The organism is Pseudomonas fluorescens (genome assembly GCF_018614655.1).
Taxonomy (GTDB): domain Bacteria; phylum Pseudomonadota; class Gammaproteobacteria; order Pseudomonadales; family Pseudomonadaceae; genus Aquipseudomonas; species Aquipseudomonas fluorescens_BX.
This window is the reverse complement of the sequence record NZ_JAGGOG010000024.1, coordinates 1-14123: the sequence shown is the minus strand read 5'-3', so window position 1 is coordinate 14123 and position 14123 is coordinate 1. Positions and strand designations below refer to the sequence as shown.

Annotated in this window: 10 protein-coding genes; 3 read left to right on the top strand and 7 right to left on the bottom strand. The window is 58.7% G+C overall.

Features of this window, described 5'->3' with window-relative positions; genetic code table 11:
• Positions 1–75: 75 nt before the first annotated feature.
• Together kynA and kynB are read right to left on the bottom strand one after the other, a co-directional pair.
• Complete coding sequence (kynA, locus tag J7E41_RS22905; RefSeq protein ID WP_214996485.1) at positions 76–933, bottom strand: tryptophan 2,3-dioxygenase; 858 nt, start codon at positions 931–933, stop codon at positions 76–78.
• Positions 930–1580, bottom strand: coding sequence for an arylformamidase (gene kynB / locus J7E41_RS22900; RefSeq protein WP_214996483.1), 651 nt, complete (start codon positions 1578–1580; stop codon positions 930–932). Before kynB ends, kynA begins: the two co-directional genes overlap by 4 nt.
• Positions 1581–1831: 251 nt before the next feature.
• Here kynB and J7E41_RS22895 point away from each other — a divergent pair, with 251 nt between their 5' ends.
• The 3 genes from J7E41_RS22895 to J7E41_RS22890 all read left to right on the top strand — a co-directional run bounded on the left by J7E41_RS22895 (position 1832) and on the right by J7E41_RS22890 (position 6142).
• Positions 1832–2176, top strand: coding sequence for a cupin domain-containing protein (locus J7E41_RS22895; protein ID WP_214996481.1), 345 nt, complete (start codon positions 1832–1834; stop codon positions 2174–2176).
• A gap of 429 nt (positions 2177–2605) precedes the next feature.
• On the top strand, positions 2606–2860 hold the full coding sequence (locus J7E41_RS28175; protein WP_435304136.1) for a hypothetical protein: 255 nt from the start codon (positions 2606–2608) through the stop codon (positions 2858–2860).
• Positions 2861–3271: 411 nt separating this feature from the next.
• A complete protein-coding gene (locus tag J7E41_RS22890; RefSeq protein ID WP_251029639.1) occupies positions 3272–6142 on the top strand; it encodes a UDP-N-acetylmuramoyl-tripeptide--D-alanyl-D-alanine ligase in 2871 nt (956 codons plus the stop codon).
• 17 nt (positions 6143–6159) lie between these two features.
• On the opposite strand, the gene J7E41_RS22885 is transcribed toward J7E41_RS22890, so the two are convergent.
• From J7E41_RS22885 to J7E41_RS22865, 5 genes are all read right to left on the bottom strand, one after another.
• The gene (locus tag J7E41_RS22885; RefSeq protein ID WP_214996478.1) at positions 6160–7053 is read right to left on the bottom strand and encodes an alpha/beta hydrolase family protein; all 894 of its coding nucleotides are present in this window, start codon (positions 7051–7053) and stop codon (positions 6160–6162) included.
• A gap of 14 nt (positions 7054–7067) precedes the next feature.
• Positions 7068–8249, bottom strand: coding sequence for an HlyD family efflux transporter periplasmic adaptor subunit (locus tag J7E41_RS22880; protein WP_353049423.1), 1182 nt, complete (start codon positions 8247–8249; stop codon positions 7068–7070).
• A 35-nt stretch (positions 8250–8284) separates the two neighbouring features.
• Complete coding sequence (locus tag J7E41_RS22875; protein WP_214996473.1) at positions 8285–10468, bottom strand: type I secretion system permease/ATPase; 2184 nt, start codon at positions 10466–10468, stop codon at positions 8285–8287.
• Positions 10465–11916, bottom strand: coding sequence for a TolC family outer membrane protein (locus J7E41_RS22870; RefSeq protein ID WP_214996471.1), 1452 nt, complete (start codon positions 11914–11916; stop codon positions 10465–10467). Before J7E41_RS22870 ends, J7E41_RS22875 begins: the two co-directional genes overlap by 4 nt.
• Positions 11917–12047: 131 nt before the next feature.
• Positions 12048–14123, bottom strand: a 2076-nt coding sequence (locus J7E41_RS22865; RefSeq protein WP_251029637.1) for a BapA/Bap/LapF family large adhesin, incomplete at its 5' end; no start/stop codon positions are given.

Here is a 14123-nt window from a genome sequence, read left to right as displayed (position 1 = left end):
CCTAGTGGGAGCTGGGCCCGCTCCCACATTTTGATTGCATTCCAAATGAAAAGCCCCGGATCTCCGGGGCTTTTTTTACAACGAAGAACGCACTCGCCACAGCTCCGGAAACAACACGGTATCAAGCATCTTGCGCAGATAACCCACGCCTTCGGTGCCGCCGGTACCGGGCTGGAAGCCGATGATCCGCTCCACCGTGGTCACATGTCGAAAGCGCCATTGACGGAAGGAATCTTCCAGGTCGATAAACTTCTCGGCCAGTTGGTACAGGTCCCAGTAACGGCTCGGATCGCGATACACCTCGCGCCACGCCGCCTCCACGGAATCATCGTGAACCGTGGCCGCCGTCGGGTCGCGCTCGGCACGTTTGGGGTCGATAGCCAGGCCCGCCTTGGCCATCAAGTTGATCGCTTCGTCATACAGCGACGGCGTGGCAATCGCCACTTGCAGCTCCTTCAACAACTCCGGGCGATGGGCGTGGGGCCGTAACAGTGCAGGGCTTTTATTGCCGAGGATAAATTCGATTTCACGGTACTGGAACGATTGGAACCCGGACGACTGCCCCAGGTACGGGCGGATCGACTTGTACTCCGACGGCGTCATGGTCGCCAGCACCGCCCAGGCATGCACCAGTTGATCAAAGATCCGCGACACCCGCGCCAGCATCTTGAACGCCGGCGCCAACTCACCCTGGCGCACATGCTCACGGGCGGCCTTGAGTTCGTGGAGCATCAGCTTCATCCACAGCTCCGACGTCTGGTGCTGGATGATGAACAACATCTCGTTGTGGTCCGGCGACAACGGGTGCTGGGCGCTGAGTACTTTACCCAGGTCCAGGTAGTCTCCGTAACTCATGGACTCGGAAAAATTCAGCTCGGCGTTATGCCATTCTTCCGGTGGTTGATAGTCAGGAGAAAAAGGACATTGGCTCATCGCGTGGACTCCTTGAGCGGACGCAGAATAGCCCGCACCGGGCTGGCATCGAGGTTGGCAAAACGCAGTGGCAGTGCGATCAGCTCGTAATCGCCCTCGGGCACGTCGTCGAGGACGATGCCTTCGAGAATCGCCATGCCATGACGGGCAACCGCGTTGTGGGCATCCATGGTCTTGGACTGTTGCGGATCCAGGGACGGCGTATCGATACCGATCAACCGCACGCCAAGACCGGCCAGCAGCTCGACGGTTTCTTTCGCGACGGCGGTGAAATGCTCATCCCAGGTGGTCAGCGGGACCTGCTGATAAGTCCGCAGCAGGACGCGCTCCGGCAGATTCTCCAGGCGCCCTTCCAACTGCTGCGCCTGTACCAACGCGCCACTGCCCAAGCAATGCAACACCCGGCACGGGCCGAGGTACACATCCAGTGAAACCTCACCAATCGGCGCGCCATCTGCGCTGTAGTGCAGTGGCGCATCGACATGGGCACCGGTATGGGGTGACAACGTAATACGCCCGACATTCACCGGGCACTCCGGACCAAACTGCCAAACCCGCTCTTCCTGAAACGGCGTATCACCGGGCCAGGTCGGAGTCGCGGCACTCAAGGGCGGGCTGATGTCCCACCATGTTTTTATTGGATTCATCACAAGGCTCTCGGTCGTTCCCAAGGAGAATGATACGAGGGCCAGCTGTAAATATTCTTGCGAATTCCAGCGCGAAGGGCTGAATCTTTCGCACTTACTGCGAGGAATCGCCCAATTGACGCCGGGATGTATCAATATTCCAGCATCGCTGCACACCTGCGTTTCTGGGCATCCCGATGTCGAGTTCAGACCACAGGCAAACAGCCCGGCACTATAGGGTTCGACTTCTGTTTCCTTGCCTCGGAGTCATCATGTCCAAGCCGATCACTGTTCTGCGCGACACCCATCCCCTGCCGGTACTGGATGCCTGTAAATGGGAAAAACTCGAAGGCGACCCGCACACCGTCAACCTCAACGCCTACACCAGCGAAGACGGCAGCAAGATCATGGGCACCTGGATCTGTACCCCGGGCAAATGGCGGGTGGAATATGTGAAGTGGGAGTACTGCCACTTTCAGGAAGGCTACTGCGTAATTACCCCGGACGGCATGGAGCCGATTCACTTGAGGGCCGGTGATATTTTTGTGGTGGAACCTGGCATGAAAGGCACTTGGGAGGTGGTCGAGACCGTGCGCAAGTACTTCGTGTTTGCCTGAGACAGATCTTCCATAACAAGGGGCCGCCAGGCCCCTTTTTCATGCTCAAAAATTACCACCCGCCCTAAATAAGCAACTTTTATTTTGTGACAAGATATTTTATGATTGGTGTCCGTGCAGAATCCTATGATCACTGAAAATAACGTTTTAACAAATTAATCATAAGGCACCTACCACTACTTTAGTGCTAGATAGTATTGCCTTTTGACATCACTTTCCTTTTCGTATAATTTTCCTGAAAGCCAGTTAATACATGAGTCTCATGTGATTACAACCGAATGATAATAAAGTACCAAGAAAAGGTGGCCAACTTCACAGTATGACAATGCTCTCTTCGCATCCGTAGAAAAACACCAAGTGTTTGAATTAGACTTTTAACAAACCGGATTACAATGCCATTGGTTTGCGTCACGTATTCATCACTTCACCATGCAGTTGCTGCACGCGGCAGTCGAGACCGCGCCTTATAAAAGGATCACGAAAATGTCTGAAAAAACTACACGCCTGACGATACTCATCGACTCCCCAACCAAACAAAGGTTAGAGGCTCTGTCGGAGGAAGTTGACCTTACTATTTCTCAGGTTATTCGCAAACTGATCAGAGACCACCTTCAACAATACGAGAGGCAAATCAACCCTGTCGCAATAGAGGCGTCGCGCGAAGATTCACCTACTTGCTCCTGATATATAACATTCGCTAATATTTTCATATTCTAACATTAGGCATGAATTCGCCCTTGTCTTTTATTGGCGAGTCATTCAATTATAAATACGTACCCGACCTCAAGTAATTTCATTAACGGACTTCCTATGCCTGTAAAACAGCAATTGCTCGCTTGTTATGCTCTCCTGAGTAAATACACCGATGAGTTGGCTGTCTTATCGGATACGGAAAAAACCTGCACTTTATTTCTCTCAATCAGCGATAGCACGAAGCGTGGGCATGTTTTTCATGTCACTGCCGACGACTTCGAAAAAGCATGGAAAACCGGGGCGAATGAACTCCAGCGCATCCATGACCAGCTGTTAACCTCGCAAGGCAATAAACCCGAACGTACGTGGATTCGCGTCGAATGTGCGATTAACGTGACGCCTATGAGCTGGGAGGAATTCAATGAGCGTCTCAAGCGCCACAAGCGTAATTACTTCAGGCGGGGCATCGCGTTCGACAGCACTCTGCAAATAGCCCTCACCGAACAAGAGCTGAATGCCAACGCAATCCTCTACGGTGGCAGCAACATTGCCCATGCAACCTTCAATGTCGGGAATTTTTCCGTCTACGCCAAACGCCGGTTTGCAGGACCCGCGGCGCGGATCGCGATTGACACGTTACAACCCGAAACCACGGTTTATCTATTCGATACGGCGGGCGTGTTCTGCGCCGAAGATGGCGTGGCTTACAGACTCAACAGCAACGCCGCAGAAGTCGGCTGGCGCACCCTGGCCGCCCTGGAACCTGACGACGTCAGGCTACCCATCTGCACCGCTGCCACGTATCTGGGGGAACAAGTGCAGGACAGCGGTCAATTCGTCTACGGTTACTTTCCCTGTTTCGACCGGCCGATCAAGAACTACAACACCCTGCGCCACGCCAGCAGCACGTACGCCATGATCGAAGCATGGGCATTGAACGGTGACGAGACGTTAAAGGCCGCGATTCAACGATCGCTGGACTACCTGACCCAAACGCTGATCAGGCCCAGCCTGTTGCCCGACGGTACCGTGGCCGCCTTCCTGGTGGACACCGGCAACGAGATCAAGCTGGGCGGCAACGCGGTGTGCCTGCTGGCACTGGTCAAGTACAGCGAAGTAACCGGAACCCGCCAGTATCTACCGCTGCTGGAAGCCCTCGCCAACGGTATGGCCTGGATGCAGGACCCCGTCACCGGTGCTTTCGTACACGTATTGCACGCCCAGGATTTGAGCATCAAAGAACCGTTTCGCATCATCTATTACGACGGTGAGGCCGCATTCGGGCTGATGCGCCTCTATGGGCTGACCCGTAATGAACGCTGGCTCAACGTTGTGGAAAAGGCCTTCGATTACTTCATCGGCAAAGAGCACTGGCGCGAGCATGATCACTGGCTCAGCTACTGCGTGAACGAGTTGACGCGTTATCGCCCCGACGAAAAATACTTCCGCTTCGGCCTGAACAACGTCGCGGACTACCTGGGTTTCGTCCAGCAACGCATTACCACCTTTCCCACCCTGCTCGAGCTGATGATGGCCGCGCAGCAAATGCTGGAACGGATCGCACAACAGCCATCGGTGCAGCACCTGCTCCAGGACATTGATCTGCACGCGTTCTATCGGGCCTTGCATCATCGCGCCCGTTACCTGCTCAACGGCTATTTCTGGCCGGAGATGGCGATGTATTTCGCCAACCCGGCACGCATCGCCGGCGCGTTCTTCATTCGGCATCACGCGTTCCGGGTGCGTATCGACGACGTCGAGCACTACCTTTCCGGGTTGATTGCCTATCACCGGTATCTGCTGGACGGTGCACCGCAAGTGAGCCTGCCTGAGGTCACATCCGACGGGACCTGGGACGCCGCGACCATAGCCCGTGTAACGCAGGGCACATGGGCCCGACAGCCACCTTCGGACTGGCGAGCCACTGGTTTGTCGCCCTCCATGCAGTTCTTCAAGCCAGGGCGCATGCTCAGCCGTCACCCCACCAAGGTCGGTCCGAACGAGGTGCAATCGGCCCTGCGTTGGGCACAGGCCAAGCCTGAACGGCGACCATCGGCCTTCCTGTGTGTGGACCCGACGCCCTATCTGGACAGTGGCTTGCCGGCACTGCAAGTCGCCGACACCAGCGAAGCGATGTTGCAGTTGGGCAGGCACGCCCGACAACACTTCAGCGGGCAGGTGTTCGGCGTGACCGGCAGCTTCGGCAAAACGACGGTGGTGGCCATGCTCGCCCATGCGTTGAAACACTGGGGTGAGGTCGGGCAAACCGAAGCCAATGCCAACCTGCCCCATGGTATTGCCTGGAATCTGGCAAGCATGCCCCCTGCGACTAAGTTCTGGGTTCTGGAAATGGCCGTAGGCCGGATGCCCATCAACTCGGAACTGGTTCGCCCACACATCGCTATCGTTACCGGGCTGGCCCCCGCGCACCTGGAATACCACGGCACGCTGGAGAACCTGGCCCGCAAGAAAAGCGCCATCTTCCGCTCGATGGCGCCGGGTGGCCACGCGGTACTCAGCCGGGACATGCCGTATTACGAGCTGTTCGCCCAGGCAGCAGAAACCGCGCACCTGCAGGTGATCAGTTATGGCGAACACATCGATGCGGATCTGCGCCTTCTGGATTGGCGCAGCGAATCGGACCTGGTTTACGTCCGGGCGCAACGAGGCTCACAAACACTCAACTTCACCCTGCAAGCCCGCGGCAGGCACATGGTACTCAACGCGCTGGCGGTGCTGGCTTCGTTGTTTGCAGCGGGCCTGGAAGCTTGCCAGGCGCTCGAAGTCCTGACCGGGTTCGAACCCGTTGAAGGACGTGGCAATGTCATGCAGATCCAGTGCGCGGGCGGTCATTTCCAATTGATCAACGATGCCTACAATGCAAACCCCGGCTCCATGGTCGCGGCGCTGCAATCGATGGCGGACCTCCCCGTGACCTCACGGCACCGGGTGCTGGTGTTGGGAGACATGTTGGAACTCGGTCCCGACACCCAGCGTTATCACCTGGAGCTGGCCACACCGCTGCGCATGGCAGCACCACGTCATGTGCTGCTGTGCGGGCCGTTGATGCACGCGCTGTACCTCGAGTTGCGCAGTGAGCTGTCGGTCCAGTGGTTCGAGAATGCCAAGGCACTGAACCAGGCCCTGATGCAGAACGCGGCGCAGTGGTTTCACCCGGGGGATTCGGTGCTGGTGAAAAGCTCGGGCGGGACGGGATTGTCGCAAGTATGCGAGTGGTTAAGGACGATGGAGCAGACGGCACTTGCCGAGTAACCCGCCAAGCGAAGACCTTACTTCGCGCAACTGGCCGCCGTCTTGAGACCGATATCATTGCGCAGTTGATGAAACGCAGGTGCCACAGCATCCGCCTTGATCAACTGCGCCCGATGTTTCGCTTTAATCAGCGCCTGGAAAAAGTGCTCCTGCAACACGAACGGTGCGACCTGATCGTCGACGTTGCCTATCACGAACAACTGCCGCTTGGGCGCTGCGACAATGCCGTCGATGTGCTGGCCGGGGTCGTAAGGGTGGAGTAATCCATTGGTATCGCGCCCCGGCCTTGAAGGCAGGCCCTTGCTCTGGCGAATCATCTGCGCACGCTGCACCAGGGCGAACGCGCCAGAGGTCATCACCGCGCACTTCACATCGTCACGCCCCAGGGTCAGCAGCGCAGCCGCCACTGTGGCGCCACCGCTGTGGCCCAGCAAAACAAACTGACCGATACCGTAGCGTTCACGCAGCTCATCCAGCGCGCCATCCAATGCAACAAATTCCCGGGCCTGGCGCCGCTGCCCATGATTGCCGCTGGAACCATAGGTACCCGGCCGAGCCACAATCACCAGTGGAACTCCGGCCCTTTTGCTCAGTGTTTTTGCCGCAAGTACCTTGGCGGCCAGGGTGTTGCCGCGGATGGCCTCGGGCGCCTGATGCATCTCGATATTGCGATCACCATGGAACATGACGATCACCACTGGCGCATGATCAAGGATGGCCCCGGCGAAATAGCGGATGCACTCCTCACCCTGGGCAAACTCGACCCTCAGTGCCGAGTCCGGATCGCTACACGTCGCCTTGTCGGCAGGCGTGTTCCAAAGCAAGGGCGCTGAACTGTCGTCGAGCGCCAAGGCACAAGGCGCGCCGACAACACTCAACCCTAGCAGCAACAACCTGAGGATTTTGCCCATCAGCACACCCTCCGTTAGCGCTCGCGCAAGGCTTCACGCGCGCGGTTCATGGGTTTGATCAAGTAGTCGAGAATGGTTTTCTGACCGGTCTTGATGTCCACCGAAGCAATCATCCCCGGCACGATGGAGAACGATTTGCCCGCCTTGTTCTTCAAGGTGTCGGCGTCGGTGCGGATAAACACCCGGTAGTAGAAAACCTCGGGTTTGACTTCGTCCTGGATGGTGTCGGGCGAGATGGTCACCACCTTGCCGTCCATGCCGCCATAAATCGCGTAGTCGTAGGCGGTGATCTTGACCTTGGCCACTTGGTCGGGATGAATAAAAGCGATGTCCCGCGGCGAAATACGGGCTTCGATCAGCAGTTGTTCATCCAGGGGAACGATCTGCATCAAGCGGCCATTGGGCGGGATAATCCCACCAATCGTGGTGACCTCGATGTCTTTGACGATACCGCGTACCGGAGAGCGCAAGGTCAAGCGGGTCACCGAATCCGAACGCCCGCGCATGATCGATGACAGCGTCTCGACATCGGCATTGGCCTTGGCCAGGTCCTCGCCGGCGCGCACCATGTAATCGGAGCGGGACTGGGTCAGCTTCATCTCCAGCTCTGCCTTCTGGCGTTTGAGGCGCAGAACTTCAACACTGCTGGCGGCACCAACTTTGGCCAGGTTCTCGGTAATCTCCAACTCGCTGCGCACCAGTCCCAGGGATGAACGCAACCCCGACTGGGTGTCCTCCAGGCCCTTGCGCCGGGTACTGAACAAATCGGTTTCGGCACGGATCAACTCGGGGTGGCGCTGTAGCTCGACAGGAAATACCAGCGGTTTGCCGTTCACCTCCGCCTGCAAACGCGCAACGCTGGCCAGGGATGCCCGGAACTTGGAAGCACTTTCATCGAAGTTGGATTCGGTCTTGGTCGGGTCGAGTTTGGCTAACGTCTGGCCACTCTTGACGATATCGCCCTCCGTCACATTCAACTCGGTGACGATACCGCCTTCCAGCGATTGAATGATCTGCTCGCGGGAGGTGGGGATGACCTTGCCGCTGCCCGTCGAGACCTCATCGATTTCAAAGAAGTAAGCCCACGCACCGAATGCAATCAGCAGGACAAACACCCAGAAGACCACCCGCGTCGAGCGCACCACCGTGTTGTCATCAATGCCGTCGTTGTAGTGTTGGGCGCCCTCGTCTTCGATGCCCAGCAGGGGGATTCTTTTGCGCTCATGGGTGTTCACTGATTCTTCCCCTTGGGTTTGGAAAGCCGGGCAATCGCGTTGTCCTTGGTGTCATCGACGAGGATTTGTCCGTTGTCGACGACGATGATCCGGTTCACCAGACTCAACACACTCATACGGTGGGTCGCGATGATCAGCGTGCGGTGGGCCGCCCATTTGTCCAGGTTGTGGATCAATTGGCGCTCGGTCGCTTCATCCAGAGACGCCGTGGGTTCGTCCAGAAGAACGATGTGCGGTTGGCGGATGATCAAGCGCGACAGCAGCAACGATTGGCGCTGCCCGCCTGACAGCCCGAGGCCGCCTTCCAGAATCATGTGGTCCATGCCGTCGGCGAACTTGCCGATAAAGTCCGCTGCGCCCGTCAGCGCCAGTGCCTGGAGGATCTCCTGATCGGACGCATGGGGCGCCCCCATGATCAGGTTGTCCCGCAGAGTGCCGTGGAACAGGCGCGAGTTTTGCGTCATCAGCCCGACATCCCGGCGCACGTCCGCCGGGTCGATATGACCGAGCGCAACCCCATCGAGGCTGATGCTGCCGCTCTTCAGATCGAGCATGCCGGCCAAGGCCTGCAGCAAGGTGGATTTGCCCGCCCCATTGCGGCCGAGAATGGCGATGCGCTCACCTGGTTGGATCTGCAAGTCCGCCACCAGCAACGCCGGCACCGGCGCATCGTCGGAATACTGGAATGCCGCCTGATTGAGGACGTAATGGCCACGCACCACCGGCAAGTGCACGCGCTTGCTGCCTTCGGCATGGTCCACCGGCAATTCCATGATCCGGTTCAGGCTTTGCAGGGCCACCTTGGCCTGCTGCCAGCGGGTCAGCACCTGGGTGATCTGCGACATCGGCGCCATCATGCGTGAGGCCAGGATCGAGGCCGCCACCAGGCTACCGGTGGTCATGTCACTGGCCATGACCATCGGCGCACCGAACACCACCACCACGGCAAACACTGAACCTTGCACGTTGTTGGTCCAGGCCACCAGCTTGTTGGTCAACATCCGCAGCCGCAGGCTGGCATCGCCACAAGTGGCGTTGTAGTGATTCCATTGATGCTGAAAACGCTGCTCGGCTTGCAACGCCTTGATATCGTCCAGGCCCTGAATGGTCTCCACCAGCATGGCGCTGCGCAACGAGCTTTCGCGCATGGACTGGTTGGCCAGCGCTGCGAGTTTCTTCTGCGACAACACACCCGGCACCACCAGAAACAATACCGCCACCATCGGCACCGCTACCAAAGGCCCGGCGATCATCCAGTAAATCACCAGGAACAACAGGAAAAACGGCAGGTCTGCCAGGGCCGTTGCCGTGCTGGAGGTGATCAGTTCACGCAGTTGCTCCAGCTCCTTGATTTGGGAAATGAACGAGCCGGTGGACTTGGGCCGGGCGCTGTTGCGCAGGCGAATGGCATGCCCGAATACCAGGTCGGACACGCGCATGTCTGCCCGCTTGCCAAGCATGTCAGTGATCCGCACGCGGGTGATGCGCATGATGAAGTCGAACAACAGCGCCAGCATGACGCCACCGAACAACACATACAGCGTGGGCATCGACTCGGCCGGAATCACCCGGTCGTAAACCTGCATGGAAAACAGCACCCCGGCCAACCCGAGTACGCTGGTCACCAGCGAAGCCAGCATGACATAGCCATAAGGCCGCATGTCCCGCAGCACAATGCTTTTGAACCAGTCCTTTTCATAGGGTTTGATGTAGTCATCGACGCGGGTATCGCGCACGGCACTCATGGGCCGCAAAATCACGCTCTTGCGCGCCGAGTCGAGCAGCTCCTGGTAGCTGAGACGGCTTTGCAGACCGCCGTCGCCGCTGTAGGCGATGCCGACGTGTTCGCCATCGCCCAGGGTTTCCAGTACGCCGACCTGGCCGTCACTGAACTGCAAGATCATCGGCAGTTGCCGTTGCATCATGGTCGAGGCACTGAAGTCGGCGATCGCACAATTCAATCCCGCCTGGCGGGCCATCTGCCGCACCACGTCTTCCACCGAGGCGCCTTCGGTCCACTGCGCCGCGAGCCGGACACTTTGCGCCGAGCACTCCAGGCGGTAATGCCGGGCGACGCTGAGTACCGCCTCCAGCCACACCTCGTAATCGAACGCCGGCACCGGATTGGGTGCCGCGTCCACTGCGCTCATGTCGCCCTCAAGCATCACGGCATCATTCATGGCCGAATCTCCACACCTTGCAAGGTGCTGTTATCTAGATGGAACGCCGTGCGCAACCCGCCGGTGTTGTAGAGGCAATCGATTTTCAGGCGCCGCAGGTCAGCCGCGGTGTTTTCCCGGTCCATGCGGGCCTGGTGGATTTCCTGCTCGGCATTGAGCAAGTCCAGCAGCGGCCGGGTGCCAAGTTCGAGGTACTGCTGACGGTAAAGGTCGCGGGTCTCGGAAATGCTGCGCTCACGAAAGTCCAGGGTGGACAGCCGCTGGGCCAGGCTCGAAATCTGATCTCGCGCCTCCAGCAGGCCCTGGCGTACAGTGAGCCGGGCGGCGTCGTTGGCCGCTTCGGCAGAACGCAGGGCTTGTTGTGCAGCGGACTTGCGCGCAGTAATGGCGCCGCCCTGGTACAACGGCATCTTCACGTTAAGGAACACACCGTAGCGGGTCCGGTCCCGGCCGCCGGGGATGCCGGTTTCGTCGTTGTTGTCCAGGTATTGAGTCACCGATGGATCCAACGACACCGTCGGCAACGCTTCCGCACGGGCCTGGGCGATCAGCGCCAAGGCATCGGTGCGTTGCGCCTGGGCAATCAACAGCGCCGGGGTGACCGCTTCATCCGGCACCAGGCCCTGACAGGATTGCTCCAGGCTCGCCGGGAAATCTTGCGAAACACTCACCGGCGACTGCGCCCCCAGCAAGCTGCTCAAGGCACTGCGCCAGCGATTGAATTGCGCTTTGAGTTGTAACTGTGTCGCCTCCGACGCCTCGACTCGCGAACGTGCCTGGATCAGATCCGAGCGGGTGCTGGCGCCCATATCGCTGCGTTGCTTCGCCAGTTCCGCAATCGCCGAAACGCCCTTGATCTGTTCACCCGCCAGTGCCACCAGCAGTTGCGAACGCTGCAACTCGATCATGGCGTACGAGGTATCACGGGTCACTTGGTCAATCGACAGCAAGACCGCCGCCTGGCTGCCACTGACCCGGGCCAGAGCACTGTCCACGGAACTGGACACCTTGCCGAAGTCGTAAAGCATCTGCGATGCCGACACGGAAAAGGTCTGGCTTTGGCCGTTGCCACTCAGGCCGCTGTCGTAGCCGGAATTGAAACCGCCGCTCACTTGCGGGTAGTAACCGGAACGGGCAATGGTCACGTTCTCGTTTTGCTGGTAGAGCTGACCGATCGCCTCGGCAATGGCCGGGTGCCATTCCACGGCTAATTGAATAGCCCGTGTCAGGTCGATGTTTTTCGGTATGACGCGTTGCGGTGCCACCGGCGAACTGACGCCCATGGAACCACCCGGTAAATTCGTGCCCAAGTCACTGGGGCTGATGATATTGAAGCTTTCTTCGTCGTCGCTAAACGACTTGGCCATGACCTGCTCATGCGCCGGTGCGGTGATTGCCGCTACCAGGAAAGCCGCAGACAGCCGTTTGACCAGACTCTTGTACCTCACTTCACGTCCCCTGCTTGTTATCAACCTGTTGGGTACAACCATGGACCGTGACTGACATCAGTCACGGTCCATCGCTGCAATACCGTTGGTGAGGAAAACCGGGCCTTGCGGCCCGGCCGTCGGGTGCGTGGTTAAACCACGCTGATGCCGTTTTGTACCCAGAGCTGATGGGTCTCATCTTCCTGGCTGGTGTAGATCACGTACTCCAGACCGTTCTCTACCTGGGTCACACCCGCAGACCAGTCGCCTGTCAGATGAACGCTGTCCTGATCATCGCCCTGGATCATCAAGCGATCCGATTCAGGCCCAGTGATGGACACCAGGTCTTCCAGGCTCAAGGTCAGGTCAACCGCACTGACGTCGTTCAGGTCGATGCTCTGCACACCGCTGACTTTGCCGATCAGGTCCGTCAGGTTGATGGCTGCATCACCACCCTCCCACAGCAACCCGTCCGCACCGGCGACATGGGTGAAGTCGGTATCGTCAACCGCCACTGGGTGGCTGTTGTCACCGTCAACACTATCGCTGGCACCGGCACCGTCATCCCCGGGCGCATCCTGACCCACTGCAGCGGCGGTGAAACCAGCGCCCTCAGTGGCAGGTGAGCCCGGATTCGCGTCGTCCCAGACGAGGTCGCGGTCTGGCGAGTCGATACGGATGTACAGATCGGCCGTGTCTTCCTGACCGGTCGGCGTGGTGAGCTTGTAGGTGAATTTATCCACCTGGCCAATCTCATCCAGCGTCAGCCCGGCATGCGGGGTGTAGACGTATTTGCCGTCGGCAAACACAGTCAATGACCCATGCTCACCGTCGACCGTCGCTCCCGTCTGCCCAGGAATCACGTAGACCCCGTTGACCAGCACACTGATCACCGCCAGCGGCGAACCGAGGACATCCGGTCCGGAGAGGCTGTCAGCCAACACATCCCCCGTCGCATTGGTCATCTCGCCTGCCACAAACTGCGTCAGGAAGGTGGTGGTCAGCTTCTGGGCGATGGTGATCGCGCTCAACGACAGTACCGAACCGGTAGACCCCGTGACTCGATACGAACCGGCATCCAGCCCGGTAAACGTATGCGATGCGTCAGTCGTGGTCTGCTGCGTGGTCCATACCCCATTGATCAGCTTCTGCAGGTTCACCGTGGTATCTGGCAGTACCGACAAACCGGTGGCGCTGACATCGACCTCCAGTGCCCCGGTGGAATCCGCCGCGATCACAATCGTTGCCCCGGTCCCGGTGCCTGTACCGATCAGTGGCAGGTTGTAAGTCAGGCCTGCCAAGTCGGCCTCGGTCACCAGATTGACGATCTCAATCTGCGCCGATCCCAGGTCATCCGTGGCGACCGTAGTGATCACCCCAGGTGCCGATGGATCGGTGGTGCTCCAGGTCACGTCGACATTCGAACTGTCGATCCGCACATACAAGGTTGCCGCTGCCGAGCCACCTGCGTCATTGACCAGGTGATACTCGAAGGCGTCCACTTTGCCGATGCTGGCAACATCGCCATTCGGTGTGTACTTGTAGTCGCCGTTGGCAAAGATGGTCAGTTGACCATATTGACCCTGCAGCACGGTCCCGATGGTGGCATCGGCATCGACAAACTCACCGCCTACCTCGACCTGAATTTTCACAGGTCCGGTACCCGGAACATCCGGCTGGCCTTCAAAGCCCGGATCGGTGATGACGTTGCCGGTGACATCCGGACCCGCTTCACCGGTGAAATCGGTCAGGCTTTCGTTGGTGATGCTCAACTTGGCCGTGGCCCCGGCACCGATACTGACCAGGTTCGGATCGAGTTTGAGGGTGAAGCGATATTGCCCGGCCTCCAGCCCTTCAATTTGAGCAGTGGAGCTTTGTCCGAACAGGCCCAGCAGATCGAGCAGGCCCGAACCGTTGCTGCCTTCCTGAACCGGCAACCAGCCACCCGCGCCATCGCTCACCTCAAGAATCGCGGTGAAACCACCTCCCAGCAGCGAGACCAGATCCGCCTGAGCGAACTCCAGGTTCAAGGTGCCTGAAGACCCCTCGGAGACCGAGAATTCCTGGGTCTTGGTGTGATCGCCCAGGATGATGCCGCCGACACCCAGCAGGGTGAAGACACGCATATCAGCCAAGCCAGTGTTGGACGTTACGGGTTTGATGGTTACTTCGCCGGTGGCGAGGTCATCGAAGGCGTCGAGGTCGGCGTCAGCGTCGGCGTCAGCGTC